The sequence below is a fragment of the Aeromonas sp. OTU364 genome, assembly GCF_038440395.1.
GTDB lineage: Bacteria > Pseudomonadota > Gammaproteobacteria > Enterobacterales > Aeromonadaceae > Aeromonas.
Genome location: NZ_JASATR010000001.1, coordinates 163,656 through 181,541 on the forward strand (window position 1 = coordinate 163,656; position 17,886 = coordinate 181,541).

A 17,886-nucleotide genomic window follows, 5' to 3' on the forward strand; every position below is an offset into this window, starting at 1 on the left:
CATGGCCGAGAAACCGACCCGGGGCCGCCCCAACAAGATCTGGCTGCTGCCCGAGACTATCCGCGATGCCCTCAACGCCATGCTGCGGGATCGGGCCAACAGCCAGGCCGCCATCCTGGACGAGATCAACGGCCTTATCGAGGGGGCGGGGTTACCCGATGACCTCAAGATCTCCCGCTCGGGCTTGAGTCGCCACGCCAGCCAGGTGGAGCAGGTGGGCCAGCACCTGCGGGACTTGCGGGAGACTACAGCGGCACTGACCTCCCAGCTTGGTGACAAGCCGATGGGGGAGACCACCAAGCTCATCCTGGAACTGGGCCGCTCCCAGTTGTTCAAGGCGATGCTGGCCCAGGTGCAGAACCCGGAGGAGGCGGTGGATATCGACATGCTGAAAAACGCCATGCTGGCGGCGCAGCGCCTTGAATCCACGGCCATGCAGAGCCACAAGCGGGAGAAGGAGATCCGCCAGGCGTTTGCCGAGGAGGTGGCTGCCAAGACCGAGGCCATCGTCACCCAGGCCGGGCTGAGTGGCGAAGCTGCCGCCGCTATCCGCCGTGAAATCCTAGGGATCGCCTGATGAGCACGATCGCCCAACAGTTGGCCCAGACACTCGGTATCGAATACAGCCCCGACGAGGTGCTGCTGCCGTATCAGAAGATTTGGATTGCCGACGAGAGGCCACTCAAAATCGCCGAGAAGAGCCGCCGAACCGGTATCACCTGGGCGGAGGCGGCCGACGCTACCCTGACGGCCTCCAAGGCCAAGGCGGCTGGCGGTGGCCATCACTTCTATGTGGGCAGCAACAAGGAGATGGCCCGCGAGTTTATCGACGCCGTAGCCATGTGGGCCAAGGCGTTCAATAAGGCTGCCGGTGAGATCCAGGAGGAGGTGTTCACCGACGACGAGGACAAGGCGATCCTCACCTTCGTGGTCTATTTCGCCTCGGGCTTCAAGGTGCAGGCGCTCTCCAGCAACCCCTCCAACCTGCGGGGGATGCAGGGTAATGTGACCATCGACGAGGCCGCCTTCCACGACCGATTGGCCGAGGTGCTGAAAGCGGCGCTGGCGCTGACCATGTGGGGCGCCAAGGTGCGCCTTATCAGCACCCATAACGGCGTCGATAACCTGTTTAACCAGCTCATCAACGACAGCCGGGCGGGCAAGAAACGCTACTCCATCCACACCATCACACTCGATGACGCCTGCCGCCAAGGGCTCTATCGCCGCATTTGCCAGGTCAAAGGTATGTCCTGGTCCCAAGAGGCAGAGGATGCTTGGAAGGCGGGCTTGCTCAAGGACACAGCCACCGAAGAGGACGCACTGGAAGAGTATTTCTGCGTACCCAAGCAAAGCAGCGGCGTCTACATCAAGCGCACCCTGATAGAGCGGGCCATGCAGCCGGATATCCCCATCTTGCGCTTCACGGCGCCCAAGGACTTCGAGCTGCAAAGCGAGGAGACCCGCAAGGCGGTGGCGGAGCTCTGGTGCGAGGAGAATCTCAAGCCCTGCCTGGAGGCACTCGATCACACCTGCCGCCATGTACTGGGGGAGGACTTCGCCCGCAAGGGGGATCTCTCGGTGTTTGTCCCGCTTTCCATCGCGACCAGCCTGCGCAAGACCGTGCCCTTCGTGGTTGAGCTGGTCAATGCCCCCTATGAGACCCAGCGCCAGATCCTGTTCTACCTGCTGCAGGGGCTACACCGCTTCACGGCGGCGGCCTTCGATGCCACCGGCAACGGCGGCTATCTGGCTGAAGCTGCCCGGCTGCGCTGGGGCGCCAGCATGATCGAGTGCGTGATGCTGAGCGACCCTTGGTACCGGGAGTGGATGCCCAAGCTCAAGGCCGAGTTCGAGGACGACAACCTGGTGATCCCGCGCCATGCGGACGTGCAGGACGACCTCGGCAAGATCCAGGTCATCAACGGGGTGCCCAAGATCGACAAGGGCAAGAACACCGGCCAAGGCGGCCAGCAGCGCCACGGCGACTTTGCGGTGGCGTTGGCCATGGCCGTGCGAGCCAGTTGGATGGAGGGGGGCGCCATCGAGTTCACCCCCTTACCAGGTAAACACGGGCGCGACCGCAACGACGACTATCACCGATATGAGAGAGGGGGTTGGTAATGACCGGACTCATCGACATTCATGGCAACTCGCTGCGCCTGCAGAAGGAGCCGCAGACCGAGAACGACGCCAAGCTGGCCCAACTGCGTCGTCACTACAGCGAGCACCCCACGGTGGGGCTCACTCCGGGCAAGGCTGCAGCAGCGCTGAAAGAGGCGGAGGAGGGGAGCCTCATCGCCCAGTGCGAGCTGGCCGAAGACATGGAGGAGAAGGACGCCCACCTGCAGAGCGAGCTCGGCAAACGGCGCCGGTCCCTGCTCGGGGTGAGCTGGACCATAGAGCCGCCCCGCAATGCGACCCCCGCCGAGCAGCGCGACTGCGAGATGATCCGCGAGCTGCTGGAGGACTTCACCTGGTTGGATGATGCCATCTTTGACGCCACCGATGCGGTGCTCAAGGGGTTCAGTGCCCAGGAGTTCAGCGGCTGGGAAATGGTGGAGGGGCTGCAGCTCCCCAAGGGCATCGTCTGGCGCGATCCCGCCTGGTTCCAGACCCACCCGGATGACTGGAACCAGTTACGGCTGCGGGACGGCAGCAAGGAGGGGGCTGCCCTCAATCCGTTCGGCTGGATCATGCACAAGGCCAAGTCGAAATCCGGCTATCTGGCCCGCACCGGCCTTATCCGCACCCTGGTCTGGCCCTTCCTGTTCAAGAACTACAGCGTGCGGGATTTGGCCGAGTTCCTGGAGATCTATGGCTTGCCGGTGCGTCTGGGCAAATACCCGGAAGGGGCCACCGAGAAGGAGAAGGCGACCCTGCTGCAGGCGGTGCTCTCCATCGGCCACAATGCGGGCGGCATCATCCCCCGGGGGATGGAGATCGAGTTCCAGAACGCGGCCAATGGCCAGGCCGATCCCTTTGTTGTGATGATGGACTGGTGCGAGCGCTCCATGAGCAAAGCCATCCTGGGGGGCACCTTGACCAGCCAGGCCGACGGCAAGAGCTCGACCAATGCGCTCGGCAACGTGCATAACGAGGTGCGCCAGGAGGTGCGGGATGCGGACCTTCGCCAGCTCGCCGCGACCCTGACCCGGGATCTGGTCTATCCGCTGTTTGCCTTGAACGGCAAGAGCTTCCAGGGGCCGCACCGCTGCCCGCGCCTGGAGTTTGACGTGACCGAGCCAGAGGACATGCGCGATCTGGCCTATCCGCTGCGGGCCCTGGTGGGCATGGGGATGCAGATCCCGGCGCAGTGGGTGCGGGACAAACTGCAGATCCCTGCGCCCAAGGAAGGGGAAGAGGTGCTGGTCATCGTCGATAAGCAGGCAGGGGCCGGGGAGGCGGCTCTCAGGGCGCAAGGGTTGGCGGCGCTGGCGGCAAAGTCCCCTGTCCAGGGTGATAACAACGACGCCCAGCTTGCCCGCCTGCAAGCGGAGGTTGCCCCGTTGCTTGCCAGCATGACAGATGCCGTCCAGGCACTGGTGATGCAGGCCACCACCCTGGAGGAGATCCGGGATGGCTTGCTGGCGCTGGAACCCAACCTCAGTCATGACGAGCTGGGGGCCCTGCTGGCCCAGGCCATCGCCGCCAGCGAACTGCTCGGCATGCTGGAGATGGAGGAGGGCAACTGATGCCCGTTCGTTACGGCAGTCTGCCGTTCAAGGAGGCGATCGCCTTCTTCCGCCAGAAGCTCGATATGCCGAGTGAGCGCTGGGCCGATGTGTGGCGGGATGCCCATAACCGCGCCTTTATGGTGGCGGGGGCGACCAAGACGGACTTGCTGGCGGACCTGCGCGGCGCGGTGGACAAGGCGATCAGCGAGGGGCAATCCCTCGGTGCGTTTCAGAAGGCGTTCAAGGAGATCGTGGCTCGCCACGGTTGGGAGCACACCGGCCCAGCCTCCTGGCGCTCTCGCGTCATCTTCGAGACCAACCTGCGCCAGAGCTACAACGCCGGGCGTGATGACCAGATTGAGCGCATCAAGCACAAGCGCCCCTATGCGCTCTATCGCCACGGCGACTCCGAGCACCCCAGGGAACTGCACCTCAAGTGGAACAACCTGGTGCTGCCGGTGGACCATCCCTGGTGGGATACTCACAGCCCCAGCAACGGCTATGGCTGCAAGTGCAAGAAGTTCCTGCTCTCCGAGGCGGATCTCAAGCGTCGGGGGTTGATGGTGGGCCAGGCACCGGATGACGGCGATTATGAGTGGGTGGACAAGGCGACCGGGGAGATACACAGGATCCCCCGTGGCATCGACCCCGGTTTTGACTACCGGCCGAAGACCCCGGCCGCCCTGACCGAGGCCGTGGCCAAGCGGGAGGCGGCGAAACCCGCGCTGGCCGAGCGCCTGCCGGAACGGATGGTGGAGAGCGCGTTTTCGACGGCCAAGGGGGTGACGGCGCAGGGGGTCAGCGATCTGCTGGCCCAGCTACCCGCACCCCAGCGCGAGCCCTTGGCGGCCTTCCTCAAGGCGCACCCGGTCAAGACCCTGTTTATCAAGCAAACCGAGATGGGGAAGGGGGCTGCGGGGCTCAAGGTCGCGCCGGCCATTGCCGAGTACCTGGGCGCAGACCCTTACCTGGTGCGGGCCTTCTATCACTCGCGCCGTGCCAGCGCGACCAATGGCTTTACGGCTAAAAACTGGGGCCATCTGGTTATCAAGGTCAAGGCGGGTGATACACTCAAAGCGGTGAATATGCAGGCGGTGCAAGCGGCGGCGGCCGAGGTGGTGACCGATGCCCATGCCAACACCGGGCCCCGTCAGTGGCAGCCAAGGGGCACCAGCGGCGAGTCACTGCGCCGTCACTGGAGCATCTCCGCCAACGTCGGCGGCCAGCAGGGAGAATCAGCCCAGCGGCTCTCAACCTGGTTGCACGAACTCGGTCACCAGGTTCACTTCTGGGCCGGGGAGCCTGACCTGACGGGAGTGGGGCTGCTGACGGAGTATGCCGGCAAGACCAGGATGGAAGCCGCCGCCGAGGCGTTTGCCGCCTGGGTCTTGGCGAGGGATGCCATGGTGGCGCATTTCCCCGAACTGGCCAAACGGGTGGAGGCCATGCTGGCCCAGGCCACGACCGCCAGCCGCAAAGGAGAGAAAGGATGACCCTGTTGGAGCAAGCCAGCGCCCTGCTGGCAGAAGATGGCCCCTTTACCCTGGCACAGGCCAAGGCGCTGGATGCTTTGTGCGAACAAGCCCGGGGCGAAGAGGCGGATATGTTGGGGGATCTCTGGGAGGCCGCTATGTTGTCGGCCGATGAGGAGGCCCTGCACTTTATGACCACCTTTGAGGATGAGATCTGATGGCGGGCAGCTTTATCGCCATCAGCCACCACGGGGTGGCCGATGCCCATGAGCTGCTGGTCCGGCTCTATCAGCGCACCGGCGACTTGAGCGAGCCCCTGGCGGATATAGGTGAGGGGCTGGCGCTCTCCCACCGGGATCGCTGGGATGCGCAGGAGACCCCGGAAGGGGAGCCCTGGGCCCCCCTCTCGGACAAGTACCGCGCCCGCAAGCCACGCCATGCCGACGAGGTGCTGCGCCTCAACGACGATCTGCGCGACACCCTCAACTATCAGGCCGATCCCCAGACCCTCTACTTCGGCACCCCGCTAGAATACGGTGCCGCCCACCAGTTTGGCCGTCCCGAGATCAATCTGCCCGAGCGCCCCTATCTGGGGCTGTCAGAAGCAGACCAGCAGAGCGTGCTGGAGACGCTGGAAGGCTATCTGACGGCGGACGCGCCCTAAGCCTCTGAGTGCGTTTACGGGGATAGGGCCGGTGCGATGACATGGCCCGTCCACTCTTCGCACAGCAACACGGTGTTTAAACACCATTAAACAGTACCGGCACCCCCTGCTGTTGCAGTAACCCACCATAAACCCCACCCCTCGCTCTCCTCCCTGACACTGGCACCAGTGATTTTTGCTGTGTCCAGCCGGAGTGAGAGTGATGCCCCCATCTGCTATTGCCGTGGCCATCTTGAATGCCAGACCCACCACCCTGGGATTGGCCGTGCTCGATGCGCAGCTGACCCAGCAAGAGGATGGCTGGTATCAACTGCTGCCGGTCGGCCCCTTCAAGGCCCGTGATGGCCGCCCCTTCGATGTGCCTGGTGGCCACTGGCAGCTCGACAAGACCATCGCCACCACCCTGATCAACCGGGCCAAGGCGCTCGGTCAAGACATCCTGATCGACTACGACCACCAGACCCTCAATGTCGAAAAGACGGGCAAGGAAGCCCCGGCGGCCGGTTGGTACAACGGCGACGAAATTGAGTGGCGCGAGGGCCAAGGCCTCTTTATCAAGCCTCGCTGGACCGAGCGGGCCGCTGCCCTGGTCGCTGCCAAAGAGTATCGCTTCCTGTCTGCCGTCTTCCCCTATGACGCTCAGGGCCGCCCCCTGGAGCTGCGCATGACTGCCATCACCAACGACCCCGGGGTGGTGGGTATGCAGGCGCTGGCGGCCTTGAGTGCCCAACTGATTCAACCCGGCCAGCCGGCCACCCCCGCCCATGCGGTACACAAGGAGACTCCCATGAATGAACTGCTGAAAAAGCTGCTGGCCAAGCTCGGTATCGAGCTGACCGGTGACCCGACCGACGAGCAACTGCAGAAGGCGCTCACCGAGCTCGACAGCCTGCAGGCCAGTGCCAAGAAGGCGCCGGAGCTGGAGGCTGCGCTCTCGGCTGAAAAGGCCTCGCTGGCCGCGCTCAAGGCGCAGCCGGGTGGCCAGGTTGACCTGGCGCAATTCGTGCCGGTGGCGACCTATAACGCCCTGGTCACCCAGGTGGCGGCATTGACCGCCCAGGTGGACACCACCGACGCCGCGACCCTCATCAAGGAGGCCCGCACCGCGGGCAAGGTGGTGGCGGCCGAAGAGGAGTACCTGACCGCCTACGCCGCTCAGAAGGGGGTGGCCGCCCTCAAGGCGCTGCTGGAGCCGCGCCCGGCCATCGCCGCGCTCACGGCGAGCCAGACCGCCGCCGTCACCCTGCCGGCTCGATCAGGCGAGGCCGTGCTCTCGGCCGAGGACAAGTACGCCGCCGACCAGCTCGGCATCAGCCACGAGGACTTTGCCAAGGCCAAGGACTGAGCAAGCCCCCCGTTTCACGCGAAGGTAGTTCCATTTAACCAGAGAAGGAATAGACCATGGCCATTGTTACACCCGCACTGCTGACGGCCCTCTTCACCGGCTTCAAGAAGAACTTTGAAGACGCCAAGAGCGAGGCGCCGAGTCAGTACACCAAGATCGCCACCGTGATCAAATCAACCACCAAGTCCAACACCTATGGCTGGCTCGGCAAGTTCCCGTCCCTGCGCAAGTGGATAGGGGATCGGGTGATCGAGTCGATGAAGGCGCACGGTTACCAGATCGTCAACGAAGACTTCGAAGCCACCGTGGGGGTCGATCGCAACGATATCGAGGACGACGAGCTGGGCATCTACGCCCCACTGTTTGCCGAGATGGGGCGTTCGGCCGGGGTACATCCTGACGAGCTTTGTTTCGGCCTGCTCGGCGCTGGCTTCACGACCCCTTGCTACGACGCCCAGTATTTCTTCGATACCGATCACCCGGTCTACCCCAAGGTCGATGGCACTGGCTCCCCGGCGCTGGTGGCCAACCTGGTGGTGGATGCTGGCTACAGTGGCGAGCCCTGGTTCCTGCTCGACACCAGCCGCGCCCTCAAGCCTGTGATTTTCCAGGATCGCAAGGCCCCGCAGCTGATCGCCATGACCAAGATCGACGACGAGGCGGTGTTCACCCGCAAGGAGTTCCGCTACGGGGTGGACTGCCGCGATGCCGCAGGCTTCGGCTTCTGGCAACTGGCCTTTGCCAACAAGCGGGCGCTGACCCCTGACAACTTGTGGGATGCCTTCTCCAGGATGCGTGCCTTCGAGGCGGATGGCGGCCGTAAGCTCGGCATCAAGCCGACCCTGCTGGTGGTGCCGGCGTCGCTTGAGAAGCTAGCGACCCAGATGCTGGAGCGCGAGCTCTCCGAGAGCTCCAGCAACGAGCTCAAGGGCAAGCTGGAACTGGTGGTGGCTGACTACCTGTAAGCGACACCGAGCTGTTTAACGGCGAGGTTAAACGAGCGCAGTGTGGGCGTTTAACCCCCGTTTAAACCGGATCCTGGATTGAACGAGACAGAGGGAAACATGAGATGGAACACGAGATGGAACAGGCTATTCGAGTTGGCATCACATCAACGGTTCGTCAGGTCTATTTTCGCGCGGGCCTGGCGATTGCACCTGGCAAGTCTGAGCTGGATGTGTCGTCTGTGCAGTGCGAGACCCTGGAGGCCGATCCGCGCCTGGTGGTCACTCGCCTGCTGCTTGAAGGCGTCGCCCTCGCGCCGGCTGATACACCGCAGACGGACCGGGATCTGGACGCAGCAGTGGGCGGCCTGAGCCCGGCCCCTGATGCGGCAGAGCCTGCGGTAGCACCCGTCAGCAGCAAGGGCAAAGGCAAATGAGCTACGCCAGCGTCAACGACATGGTGATCCGCTTTGGCGAGGCGGAGCTGTTGCGCCTGGCCATGAACCCGGCCGGCGAGCTGGATAGCGCGGCCATCACCATCGCACTGCAGGACGCCGGCGCCTTGATCGACGGCTACCTGGCGGGGCGCTACCCGTTGCCGCTGGCCCATGTCCCGAGCGCCCTGGTGCCCATCTGCGCCGATATCGCCCGTCACCGCCTCTATGGCGAACAGGCGCCGGAGCAGATAGCCAAGCGCAATGAGGCGGCCCTGGCCTTCCTCAAGTCGGTGGGCAAGGGGGAGCTGGCGCTGGGGCTGGCGGCTGACGGGGAGCAGGTGGAGAGCCAGAACCTGGCCCAACTGCAGTCCGATGGCCGGGTCTTTGGCCGGGGCAGTGGGGGCTTCCTATGAACGGGCCCACGCCTGAACTTGACTACCTGGCGGCGGGGGAGCGGCTGCGCGAGCTGCTGCTGCCCTTGAAAGCCCAGGGGCTCAAGGAGGTGTTTGTGGCCACCGATCTGGAGGCGATGGCCAACCTGGGGCAGCACACCCCGGCCATTCATGTGATTTACCAGGGGGAACGAGAGAACGAGACCACCCAAAGCGGGCGGCAAAGCGCGTTCGATCAGGTTTGGCTGCTGGTGTTGGTGCACCGTGCCACCCCCAAGGAGGTCAGCGCCGGGGTGTGGTTGGGGCGCATGTTGCAGGCTGTGGCCGGTCGGGCCTGCGGTGACAGTACCTTTCGGCGTGAAAGCGCACCGGTCAAGCCGAGTTACAAGGGTGGGGTGGTCTATCTGCCCCTTGCCTTCAAGACGACAGTGAAATTCAAGGGAGAACGGTCATGAGCGAAACACTGCACCTGGAAGGGGATCTCTATATCGAGACCTTCACCAACAACGTCTCGAACGGGGTGATTGGCCCGGTGGACGTCAACAGCCTGGAGGTCAAACCGGACAGCGATAAGATCAGCATCCCGAGCAAGCGCAAAGGCAAGCTGGGTCAGGCGCGGGAGACCTATTTCGTGCCCAAGCCGGCCACGGTCACCATCAAGACCAGCGAGATCCCGCCGGTGCTGCTGGCCGCCGCCTTTATGGGGCTGGAGAGCCCCATCAACCAGGGGGCTGGGACGCTGACCGAGGTGCCGCTGACCCTGCCCGCCCATCCGAAATGGTTGTCGCTCGGCAAGACCAACCTCTCGGCCACCGGCCTGGTGGTGAAGGAAGGTGCCACCTCCTTGGTGCTCGGTACCGACTTCGAGATCAACTATGCCCTGGGGCTGCTGCGGGCCACCAAGACAGGTGCGGTGGCCGATGGCGGCCCCGTGACCGTCAGCGCCAGCTATAACGCCGTCACCGGTTCGCGCATTGCCGGCAACGTGCAGCCGGAGGTGAAGGCGAAACTCACCCTGGATGGACGCAGCGTGATCGGTGGGGAGTCCATCATCCTGACGGTGCCCCGCGCCTCGCTGGCCCCCAAGAAGGCGGTGGACTTCCTCAGCGACAAGCCCATCGAGATCGAGCTGGAAGGGGAGCTGCTTGCCCTGGATGGTGAGACTGCGCCTTTCTATGTGGATCGACCGGAGACGGTGTGATGATGGGGAAATAGAAACGGCGGGGAAACCCGCCGTTTTCATAATATTCGTGAGTTATTAGTATTGCTTCTGTTGATAATTTAGGGGGGTGTTAACAATTGAGAGTTTTCTCTTAGATAGAGAGATACACGCATTATAGTATCTGCTAATAGAGCGTGCGTGTTCGGTATAATTGGGGCATAGCCATGAAATATTAGCTCTGAAGGCTGATAGAAAACACAGGAAATCTATGGCCGAGATTGCTTTGTAAAAGTTTATAGGTTTCCCGTAGTCAACATCAGAAAAGGCACCATGAAGAATTCCATGTCTATTTGTGTTGTCCGACAATGGGTATTTGTCTGAGCTGATGTATAAATGGTTTTTTGCAAAGTCAGAAAAAGAATCTATCATCGAAACAACCTCACCAACGGCCCCAAGGTTATTTCTAATAGCATCAGTTTTGCAATCGTCAGCAAGTCCAATGAAAACGTTGACGCTTGACTTGTTCCAAGGCACGCCTCTACTCTTGGCAAGTTTTTTTCCTGCACCTTCGATAACGGGCATCAACCCTGATACAGCCACATGATCCAATCCAAGAAAATGTGCCTCAACAGCTTGGGCAATGATCCCCTGATATTCATTGATATAAGGTGTTACTGAGTAGCGTTCAGAAACCATTGCTGCAAGGTGGTCTGGTGAATAGACTTGCGACAACCAAGCTTCTAAGTCACCTTGAGTAAAATTGCTACCTTTTACCGAAATGTCATTAGCAAGGCGACCAAGAAAACCTAGCATTACATATGGAGGAATAAACCATCCCACGGAATTAAATGATGCTTTAAAGTGATCTAGCGTGTGCATATTCCCCCCTGTAGTTGTAACTCATCATAAACCCACCTATTTTGCCATCCCTTTACCATGGGGCATATCTGAATCTCTCAGGAATGCCTCATGTCCACCTCTTCCACCCTCAAACTTGCCCTAGAGCTGGCGGCCAAGGTCACCGGCCGCGAGGACCTGGCTGCGCTGGCGGGTGAGGTGCAGGAGCTGGGCCCTATCTCAGACGAGACGGCCGCCGAGACCGAGCGGCTGGCGCAGACGCTGGAAACCCTGAGCCAGCAGCAAGAACTGATCGCGCAGTTCAACCAATCCGCCGAGGCCCTGACTCAGCTTGAGCAGGCCAGCGTACTGTCCCGCGACAAGCTGGCACAATTACGGGCCGAGCAGCAGACCAGTGCTGGTCAGGCCCGTGTGCTCACCGACCAGGAACGGCTGCTGGCATCCGAGGTCAAGCAGCTGGAGCGCCAGCTGATTTCCCAATCCGCCGCCCATACCCGCCTGCACGTCGGGCTCACCCAAGCCGGGCTCGATACCCGCAACCTTGCCCAGGAACAGCAACGCCTGCAGCGGGAGCTGCGCGAGAGTGCGGCCCAGACCGAACGGCTGGGGCGTTCCCTGGTGCAGGGAGCGCAAGGCGCTGGCGGCTTCCAGGGGGCCATCGGTAGCCTGACCGGCCGCCTGGTGGCCATGGCCGGTACCTGGTTCGGGATCCAGACCCTTACCACCCAGCTGATGGCCATGTTCCAGACCGGCGATCAGGCCGAACGCCTCAGCGTTCAGCTCAAGGCGGTGATGGGCTCCATTGAAGGAGGCCAGCAGGCCAGCGCCTGGATCCAGGACTTTGCCAAGAACACCCCGCTGCAGCTTGACGAGGTGACCCAGGTCTTCGTGCGTCTGAAAGCCTTTGGCATCGACCCCATGAATGGTGCCATGCAGGGCATCGTCGATCAGGCGTTCAAACTGGGCGGCGGATTTGAGGAGGTGCAGGGTATCTCCCTGGCCCTCGGCCAGGCCTGGGCCAAGCAGAAACTGCAGGGGGAGGAGATCCTGCAGCTTATCGAGCGCGGGGTGCCGGTGTGGCAACTGCTGGAGCAAGTCACCGGCAAGAACACCGCCGAGCTGCAGAAGCTCTCGGAAGCCGGCAAGCTTGGCCGTGACACCATCCAGGCCCTGATGAACGAGATCGCGGCCCAGTCGAGCGGGGCGGCCGCCAACAACATGAGCCTGCTCTCGGGGCTTATCTCCAACGCCCAGGACAACCTGGCCAAGTTCTACCGCATGGTGGCGGAGAACGGGGCGCTGACCTGGCTCAAGAACCAGCTGGCCCAGCTCAACGCCGAGTTTGACGCGATGGCCAAGGATGGCCGCCTGCAGGCGTGGGCCAAGCGCCTCTCCGATGGCATCGTCGGGCTTGGGGAGTCCATCAAGGCCTTTATCCAGACCGTCTATGCCTGGCGGGATGCCCTGCTGGTGATGGCACAGGCCTGGTATGGCCTGAAAATCGCGGGCTGGATTGCCGATCTGCGCGGCCTCTATGGCCAGTTTGTCGCGCTGCCAGTGGCCACGGCGACCGCTGCTGGCGGCATGACCACAGCAGGTACGGCGGCGGCCGGTGCTGCCATCGGAGTGCGGGCGCTGGGCATGGCCCTCAAGGCTGTGCTGGCCGCAGTGACGGTGGAATCCATCATCCAGATCACCCAGTTCGCCAACGCCCTGCGTCAATTGGTGCAAGCCGAGCTAGCCCTTAGAGAGGCGCAGGGCTTGCGCTCGCAAACCCAGGCCCAGCTCAATGGCCAGTTGGCAGCCCTCTCTGCCGAACTGGGTGTGGCCATTACCAGCATGGCGGATCTCGACCGCCTGGTCGCCGAGGGCAAGGTGCATTACGACGAGGCGACCGGTAGCTGGCGAGCTGGGGCCGCCGCCGTCAAGGAGATCGGTACCGAGGCCAAGCAGACCCGCGATTACATGGATGAAATCAATGTCGTGGCCAGGAAAACGGCGGCAGAGATCCCCGCCACCCTTGGCAAGGCAGCCGAGACCCTGGGGCTGGACTTCGAGCGGGCCAATGGCCGTATCGGCGAGAGTTTCAAGGAGACCTTGGGGGCGCTCGACACCCTGGTGCAGCACAGCGGATCCAGCTCGGCGGCCTGTGAAGAGTACCTGGCGGCCGCATTCAACCAGGCAAAGAACAAGGCCGAGATCGATGCGGTGATCGAGCGGATGCAGGCGATGACCAAGCAGGGCCAGCTTACCGGGGACGGTATCACCCGCTCCATGGCTATCGCCGCTGCTGCCATGGACAAGGTGAAGGGGGGCAGCGGTGATGCCAAGACCGCAGTGGCGGCGATCGGCGATGGCTTCGACACGGCGGCCGCCAAGGCCAAGAGTGCCACCGATGCCATGCGCTCGGGCCTTCGTGGCGTACAGGATGAGGCGCAGCAGACCGGCAACGCCGTAGCATCAGCAGGAGGCGGGGGCGGTGCCGGCAGTGGCCGGGGAGAGGTGACCCGCAGCGTGGGTGGCGGCTCTTTCTTTTACAAGACAGTGGACATCAACAACTTGCGTGGCAATGCCGATGCCCTGGCCAACACTCTCGCTGGCGTGGAGGAAGAACTGGCCCGCTACAGCCAGAAGGTCAAAGACATTCCGGCCTATAGCGAGTGGAGCAAGTATTACGGTGAGAAGTTCCAGAAAGAGATGGAGGCCATGCGCACCAAGCTCCAGCAGGAGCTGAACAAGGCCCAGGCGAAAGAGGCAGAGAAGGCGCAAGCCCCCGCATCGACCTCAAGCCAAGTCGAACCATCCAGCCTCCCTCAAACCTCGTTCAACCCGGGGCAACCCCAGCGGATCATCATCGAGCTGCGTACACCGAACGGTGCCAAGGCCGAGGTGCAGGCCGATGAGGCCAATGCCGCCGCCTTTATCAACCTCCTTAAACAGCAGGGACTGCGCTCATGAACGTCACCTTAAACGGGCTGCACCTGCCCGATGATCTCATCTGGCGCGACGAGTTCGACTGGGCCCCCGTCGAGCAAGTGGTCACGCCAACCCTCACGGGGGCCCTCCTGGTCGAGGAGACGCCCAAACCGGAGGGACGCCCCATCACCCTGGTGGGTCATTGCCCCCGCGCCACCGTGCTCGCACTCAAGGCGCTGGAGGCCCAGGTGGCCCAACTCCTGACGCTGACCTTGCTGGATGGGCTGCAGCGGGAGGTGTTCTGGCGCCGGCCCGGCGTGGTAGCCACCCCGTTGATCGAGATGGCCGACCCCGAGGCGGGTGAGCCCTATGCCTTGACCCTTAACTTCACCGAGGTGATCCGATGACCATTCTTTCCGGCGACATCAAGCTGCTGGCCAGCCAACGGCTGACGGATACCCCCGATGGCGGCGGCCGGGTCACCGGCCACGAGATCGTCAGCGGCGAGCACAACAGTCTGTTTCCCGATGTCAGCGATCTCGACCGCGCCTATGGGGTGGTCAACCTGCGCAAGGCCTTTCTGGCGGTGCAGACCGACGACACCGACACCTATTACGGTGCCAACACCACAGTGCTGCTGCCGCCGAGCGACCCCAACGTGGGCCTGTGCCTGATGAGCACCAAAGACCACCACGATACCCGGGACGCTGCCCGCGATGTGCTGGAGCGCTACCTGGCCCGTGGGCCCAAGTGGCGCGGCTTTCTGTACGACACCCAGCTGGAAGGGCAGCGGGCGATCCGCTTCTTCCAGCGGGTCGAGGTGCGCCTGCCGGAAGTGGGGGAGACCCTGGTGCTGGTCGGCAACGAGGGCAAGGCGGGGGAGTTCGAGCAGTATGTGCGGGTGCTGGAAGTGACCCAGCAACTGGCCAAGTTCCAGATCCCCGGGGTGGCCGAGTTCACCCGCAACGTGGTGACCTGCAAACTGGCGGATCCGCTGCGCTACACCTTCGAGGGGGAGCAGCCGACCCCCTATGACGTGGTGACCAACGCCAAGACCGCCCTGCGCGAGACAGTGGTGGCCGATGCCGCCAACTACTTCGCCACCACCAAGCTGGCGGAAAATGCGGCCTTTGGGGCCATGCAGGTGAAGGCCAAGACCATCTTCACCCAGCTGGTGCCAGCGGCCAGGAGCGAAACCCCGGCGGTGGATCTGACGGCGGCCGGTGAGCTGGCCAGCCTGGTGGATTCCGGCCAGGGTCTGGTCAGCTTCTCGACCGTGGCCAGCATCGCCCCGAGCCGGGGCCTGTTCCTCGGCAGCGGCGCCAAGCCGGGCAGCCTGACCATCGTCATCGGGGCCGCCACCATCACCGACAAGGGGGGCGAGTTGGTGGTGGCGGGGTCGGTCATCGGCTCCATCGACTATGGCCGTGGCCAGCTGGAGTTCAACGCCCAGTGCCCGAACTACGGCGGCGCCAGCAAAAGCGTCAGTTTCTGGCCGGCGGCCCGCCCGTCGCGCATCGCCGACACGGCCCAGATCGAGATCAAGGCCAACAACCGGGGCTATGCCTACACCATCACCCTGATGCCGACCCCGGCGCCGGGCACCCTGACGGTGTCGTTCATGGCGCAAGGGAAATGGTACGACTTGAAGGACAACGGCAAGGGCGAGTTGTTCGGGGCGGACAGATCCTATGGGTCCGGTGTGGTCAATCTGGCCACCGGCTCGGTCATGCTGACCCTGGGGGCGCTGCCTGACGTGGACACCTCCATCCTGTTCAGCTGGGCCACCCCGGTCAACTACACCAACCGCAGCAACCAGCCCATCAGCATCAGCAAGAGCGCCTGGCAACTGCCCCACACCGGCATCACCCCCAAGAGCCTGATCCTGACCTGGGGCGCGGGCCTGACCGCCAACGATGCGGTGGGGGATGGGCGGATCCGGGGCGACATCACCGGCACCATCAATTACGCCGAGGGCATCATCGACCTGGAGCACATCACCCTGCCGGCACTGGGCCAGGAGTACGTGGCCCAGTACCAGTACGGGGAGCCGGTGACCGAGCGCCACGTTGAGCCGGGGCGCCTTTCCACCCCTGGTCAGGTGGGGCACCTCTCCATCACCCTGGATGGGGCGGGGGGCGGGGCCACCAACCTCACCCCGGGCTCGGTGCACGTCAAGTTCAACGCGCTCTACCACAAGTTTGATGTGGACGATCAACAGCTGGTGATCGAGACCCGCGACCCCATCATCACCCTGCGCGATGACGGTCAGGGCCAGCTTATCGACGCCAGCGGCAACGTCTTGGGGGCCATCGACTACAGCGCCGGCACCCTGCACTTCATGCCAGACGGCAGCGCGCCCTTGCCCAAGCCGACCTACGCCTGGGTGACCGTGGGCACCCGCTGGGAGGGCAGCAACCAGATCGCGGTGCAGCGCTGGACCATGACCGGGATCCACTACCACAACACCGCCTACACCTTCCCCGATGGCGAGGGGGGCTGGGTCGATGTGACCTACCGCAACAACAACTCGGCCCAGGCGCAAAACGCGACCCTGACTGCCCAGGCGCTGCGTATCGACGTGACCCCCGGGTTTGCCGAGGCGATCCTGGAGGGCTCGATGCGCTTCACCCTGGGCGGTTCGACCTACGTGGACCGCCAAGGGCTGCTCTACCGCAACCCGGACCCGGAGACGGGCGCCGGCATTCAGGCGGGCACCATCGACTACAGCAACGGGCTGGCGGTGCTGGCCGACTGGGCAGCGGGACAGGCTGCCCAGCCGGCGCTGCAGTCCCTGGCCACTTCGTTCAGCGCCCAGTCGGTGGATGCGGTCACCTTCCGCACCCCGGGCGCCCCGGTGGCCCCGGGCAGCCTCTATCTCGCGGCCAACACCGCGAGCGGGCGCCGCATCGAGGCGACGGCGGACGGCGACGGCTATTTCACCACCACCGACATGGACGGCCGGGTGAACTACCAGACCGGGGTGGTGTGGGTGCGCTTTGGCCGCAAGGTCACGGCCGCCGGCAACGAGGGGCAGCCCTGGTATGACGCTGAGGCAGTGGGGGAGGATGGCAAGATCTGGCGCCCGCTCAGCGTGGTGGCCGACACCATCCGCTTTAACTGCGTGGTGTTCAGCTATCTGCCGCTCGATGCCGACATCATAGGGCTGGATCCGGTGCGGCTGCCGTCCGATGGCCGGGTGCCGTTCATTCGCACCGGCAACATAGTGGTGGTGCACAGCACCCGCAAGTCCGCTTTCCCCCTGGGGGTCAGTGCCGGGCAGCAGCTCAACACCGGCCGCGAACGGCTGGCCCATGCCCATGTGGAGGACAAGGACGGCAAGCAGCTCGCCCAGGCGCTCTACAGCGTCAACTTGGACAGCGGCGTGGTCACCTTGGCCAGCCCCCTGAACCTGACCGGTTACGCCGAACCCCTCTACGTGGTGCACCGCATCGAGGACATGAGCCTGGTCAGCGACGTGGAGATCTCGGGCAGGCTCACCCTGGCCAGACCGCTGTCTCACGCCTATGACGCCGCTGACACCTATGTGTCCAGCGCGCTCATCATCGGCGACTTGTGGGCGCGCTATACCGGGCTGTTCGATCAGAAGAGTTGGACCAATGTCTGGTCTGATTACCTCATCGGCGACCAGTCCACGGCGCAGTACAACGACACCGACTACCCGATCCAGGTCACCAACCGCGCCAGCATGCAGGAGCGCTGGGCCATCATCTTCAACTCCAGCACCAACTTTGTGCTGGTCGGGGAGCATGTGGGCCAGATTGCGGTGGGGGACGTGAACACCGATCTGGCCCCCATCAACCCCAACAACGGCCAGCCCTATTTCCGGCTGGATCACCGGGGCTGGGGGGCGGGCTGGTCGAGCGGCAACGTGCTGCGCTTCACCACCCAGGCGGCGGCCTATCCGCTCTGGGTGATCCGCACCATCCTGCAGTCGGTGGCGGCGCAAGAGACTGACAAGTTCGAGCTGCAGCTGCGCGGCAACGTCAACCGTTAACAGG

16 protein-coding genes are annotated in these 17,886 nt (G+C 63.5%); 15 read left to right on the top strand and 1 reads right to left on the bottom strand.

Annotation, left to right across the window (positions count from 1 at the left end):
- Position 1 precedes the first annotated feature (1 nt).
- The 12 genes from AAHB08_RS00825 to AAHB08_RS00880 all read left to right on the top strand — a co-directional run bounded on the left by AAHB08_RS00825 (position 2) and on the right by AAHB08_RS00880 (position 10,129).
- Positions 2–577: a DUF3486 family protein gene (locus AAHB08_RS00825; RefSeq protein ID WP_323583739.1), complete on the top strand. Its 576-nt coding sequence runs from the start codon at positions 2–4 to the stop codon at positions 575–577.
- Complete coding sequence (locus tag AAHB08_RS00830) at positions 577–2,121, top strand: hypothetical protein (RefSeq protein WP_342057816.1); 1,545 nt, start codon at positions 577–579, stop codon at positions 2,119–2,121. Before AAHB08_RS00825 ends, AAHB08_RS00830 begins: the two co-directional genes overlap by 1 nt.
- Positions 2,121–3,692: a DUF935 domain-containing protein gene (locus AAHB08_RS00835; RefSeq protein ID WP_342057817.1), complete on the top strand. Its 1,572-nt coding sequence runs from the start codon at positions 2,121–2,123 to the stop codon at positions 3,690–3,692. Before AAHB08_RS00830 ends, AAHB08_RS00835 begins: the two co-directional genes overlap by 1 nt.
- Positions 3,692–5,167 (top strand): phage head morphogenesis protein, encoded by a 1,476-nt coding sequence (locus AAHB08_RS00840; RefSeq protein WP_342057818.1) that lies wholly within the window; start codon positions 3,692–3,694, stop codon positions 5,165–5,167. The genes AAHB08_RS00835 and AAHB08_RS00840 overlap by 1 nt, the downstream gene beginning before the upstream one ends.
- Positions 5,164–5,364, top strand: a complete 201-nt coding sequence (locus tag AAHB08_RS00845; RefSeq protein WP_069652681.1) for a hypothetical protein — start codon at positions 5,164–5,166, stop codon at positions 5,362–5,364. The genes AAHB08_RS00840 and AAHB08_RS00845 overlap by 4 nt, the downstream gene beginning before the upstream one ends.
- Complete coding sequence (locus AAHB08_RS00850; RefSeq protein ID WP_342057819.1) at positions 5,364–5,810, top strand: phage virion morphogenesis protein; 447 nt, start codon at positions 5,364–5,366, stop codon at positions 5,808–5,810. The genes AAHB08_RS00845 and AAHB08_RS00850 overlap by 1 nt, the downstream gene beginning before the upstream one ends.
- A 202-nt stretch (positions 5,811–6,012) precedes the next feature.
- On the top strand, positions 6,013–7,155 hold the full coding sequence (locus AAHB08_RS00855) for a phage protease (RefSeq protein WP_342057820.1): 1,143 nt from the start codon (positions 6,013–6,015) through the stop codon (positions 7,153–7,155).
- 56 nt (positions 7,156–7,211) lie between these two features.
- On the top strand, positions 7,212–8,120 hold the full coding sequence (locus AAHB08_RS00860) for a Mu-like prophage major head subunit gpT family protein (protein WP_342057821.1): 909 nt from the start codon (positions 7,212–7,214) through the stop codon (positions 8,118–8,120).
- Positions 8,121–8,224: 104 nt separating this feature from the next.
- The gene (locus AAHB08_RS00865) at positions 8,225–8,536 is read left to right on the top strand and encodes an HI1506-related protein (protein WP_342057822.1); all 312 of its coding nucleotides are present in this window, start codon (positions 8,225–8,227) and stop codon (positions 8,534–8,536) included.
- The gene (locus AAHB08_RS00870) at positions 8,533–8,949 is read left to right on the top strand and encodes a gp436 family protein (RefSeq protein ID WP_342057823.1); all 417 of its coding nucleotides are present in this window, start codon (positions 8,533–8,535) and stop codon (positions 8,947–8,949) included. Before AAHB08_RS00865 ends, AAHB08_RS00870 begins: the two co-directional genes overlap by 4 nt.
- On the top strand, positions 8,946–9,383 hold the full coding sequence (locus AAHB08_RS00875; RefSeq protein ID WP_342057824.1) for a phage tail terminator protein: 438 nt from the start codon (positions 8,946–8,948) through the stop codon (positions 9,381–9,383). The genes AAHB08_RS00870 and AAHB08_RS00875 overlap by 4 nt, the downstream gene beginning before the upstream one ends.
- Entirely contained in the window at positions 9,380–10,129 is a 750-nt protein-coding gene (locus AAHB08_RS00880; protein ID WP_342057825.1) for a phage tail tube protein, read from the top strand. Before AAHB08_RS00875 ends, AAHB08_RS00880 begins: the two co-directional genes overlap by 4 nt.
- 57 nt (positions 10,130–10,186) lie before the next feature.
- Here the strand turns inward: AAHB08_RS00880 and AAHB08_RS00885 are convergent, their stop codons facing one another.
- Positions 10,187–10,969 carry a hypothetical protein gene (locus AAHB08_RS00885; protein ID WP_342057826.1) on the bottom strand — a complete coding sequence of 261 codons (783 nt, stop codon included), beginning with the start codon at positions 10,967–10,969 and terminating at the stop codon, positions 10,187–10,189.
- A gap of 90 nt (positions 10,970–11,059) precedes the next feature.
- On the opposite strand from AAHB08_RS00885, the gene AAHB08_RS00890 reads away from it, so the two are divergent.
- Genes AAHB08_RS00890 through AAHB08_RS00900 form a run of 3 tightly spaced genes read left to right on the top strand, consistent with a single transcriptional unit; the run spans position 11,060 to position 17,882 of the window.
- Positions 11,060–13,906, top strand: coding sequence for a tape measure protein (locus AAHB08_RS00890; protein WP_342057827.1), 2,847 nt, complete (start codon positions 11,060–11,062; stop codon positions 13,904–13,906).
- Positions 13,903–14,271, top strand: coding sequence for a hypothetical protein (locus AAHB08_RS00895; protein WP_342057828.1), 369 nt, complete (start codon positions 13,903–13,905; stop codon positions 14,269–14,271). The genes AAHB08_RS00890 and AAHB08_RS00895 overlap by 4 nt, the downstream gene beginning before the upstream one ends.
- Positions 14,268–17,882 (top strand): curculin (mannose-binding) lectin protein, encoded by a 3,615-nt coding sequence (locus tag AAHB08_RS00900; protein ID WP_342057829.1) that lies wholly within the window; start codon positions 14,268–14,270, stop codon positions 17,880–17,882. Before AAHB08_RS00895 ends, AAHB08_RS00900 begins: the two co-directional genes overlap by 4 nt.
- Positions 17,883–17,886 lie beyond the last annotated feature (4 nt).

Coding starts and splice junctions, on each gene's coding strand:
- AAHB08_RS00890 (WP_342057827.1), top strand. CDS start 11,060: ATGTCCACCTCTTCCACCCTCAAACTTGCCCTAGAGCTGGCGGCCAAG.
- AAHB08_RS00840 (WP_342057818.1), top strand. CDS start 3,692: ATGCCCGTTCGTTACGGCAGTCTGCCGTTCAAGGAGGCGATCGCCTTC.
- AAHB08_RS00895 (WP_342057828.1), top strand. CDS start 13,903: ATGAACGTCACCTTAAACGGGCTGCACCTGCCCGATGATCTCATCTGG.
- AAHB08_RS00880 (WP_342057825.1), top strand. CDS start 9,380: ATGAGCGAAACACTGCACCTGGAAGGGGATCTCTATATCGAGACCTTC.
- AAHB08_RS00870 (WP_342057823.1), top strand. CDS start 8,533: ATGAGCTACGCCAGCGTCAACGACATGGTGATCCGCTTTGGCGAGGCG.
- AAHB08_RS00860 (WP_342057821.1), top strand. CDS start 7,212: ATGGCCATTGTTACACCCGCACTGCTGACGGCCCTCTTCACCGGCTTC.
- AAHB08_RS00845 (WP_069652681.1), top strand. CDS start 5,164: ATGACCCTGTTGGAGCAAGCCAGCGCCCTGCTGGCAGAAGATGGCCCC.
- AAHB08_RS00900 (WP_342057829.1), top strand. CDS start 14,268: ATGACCATTCTTTCCGGCGACATCAAGCTGCTGGCCAGCCAACGGCTG.
- AAHB08_RS00825 (WP_323583739.1), top strand. CDS start 2: ATGGCCGAGAAACCGACCCGGGGCCGCCCCAACAAGATCTGGCTGCTG.
- AAHB08_RS00855 (WP_342057820.1), top strand. CDS start 6,013: ATGCCCCCATCTGCTATTGCCGTGGCCATCTTGAATGCCAGACCCACC.
- AAHB08_RS00835 (WP_342057817.1), top strand. CDS start 2,121: ATGACCGGACTCATCGACATTCATGGCAACTCGCTGCGCCTGCAGAAG.
- AAHB08_RS00875 (WP_342057824.1), top strand. CDS start 8,946: ATGAACGGGCCCACGCCTGAACTTGACTACCTGGCGGCGGGGGAGCGG.
- AAHB08_RS00865 (WP_342057822.1), top strand. CDS start 8,225: ATGGAACACGAGATGGAACAGGCTATTCGAGTTGGCATCACATCAACG.
- AAHB08_RS00830 (WP_342057816.1), top strand. CDS start 577: ATGAGCACGATCGCCCAACAGTTGGCCCAGACACTCGGTATCGAATAC.
- AAHB08_RS00885 (WP_342057826.1), bottom strand. CDS start 10,969: ATGCACACGCTAGATCACTTTAAAGCATCATTTAATTCCGTGGGATGG.
- AAHB08_RS00850 (WP_342057819.1), top strand. CDS start 5,364: ATGGCGGGCAGCTTTATCGCCATCAGCCACCACGGGGTGGCCGATGCC.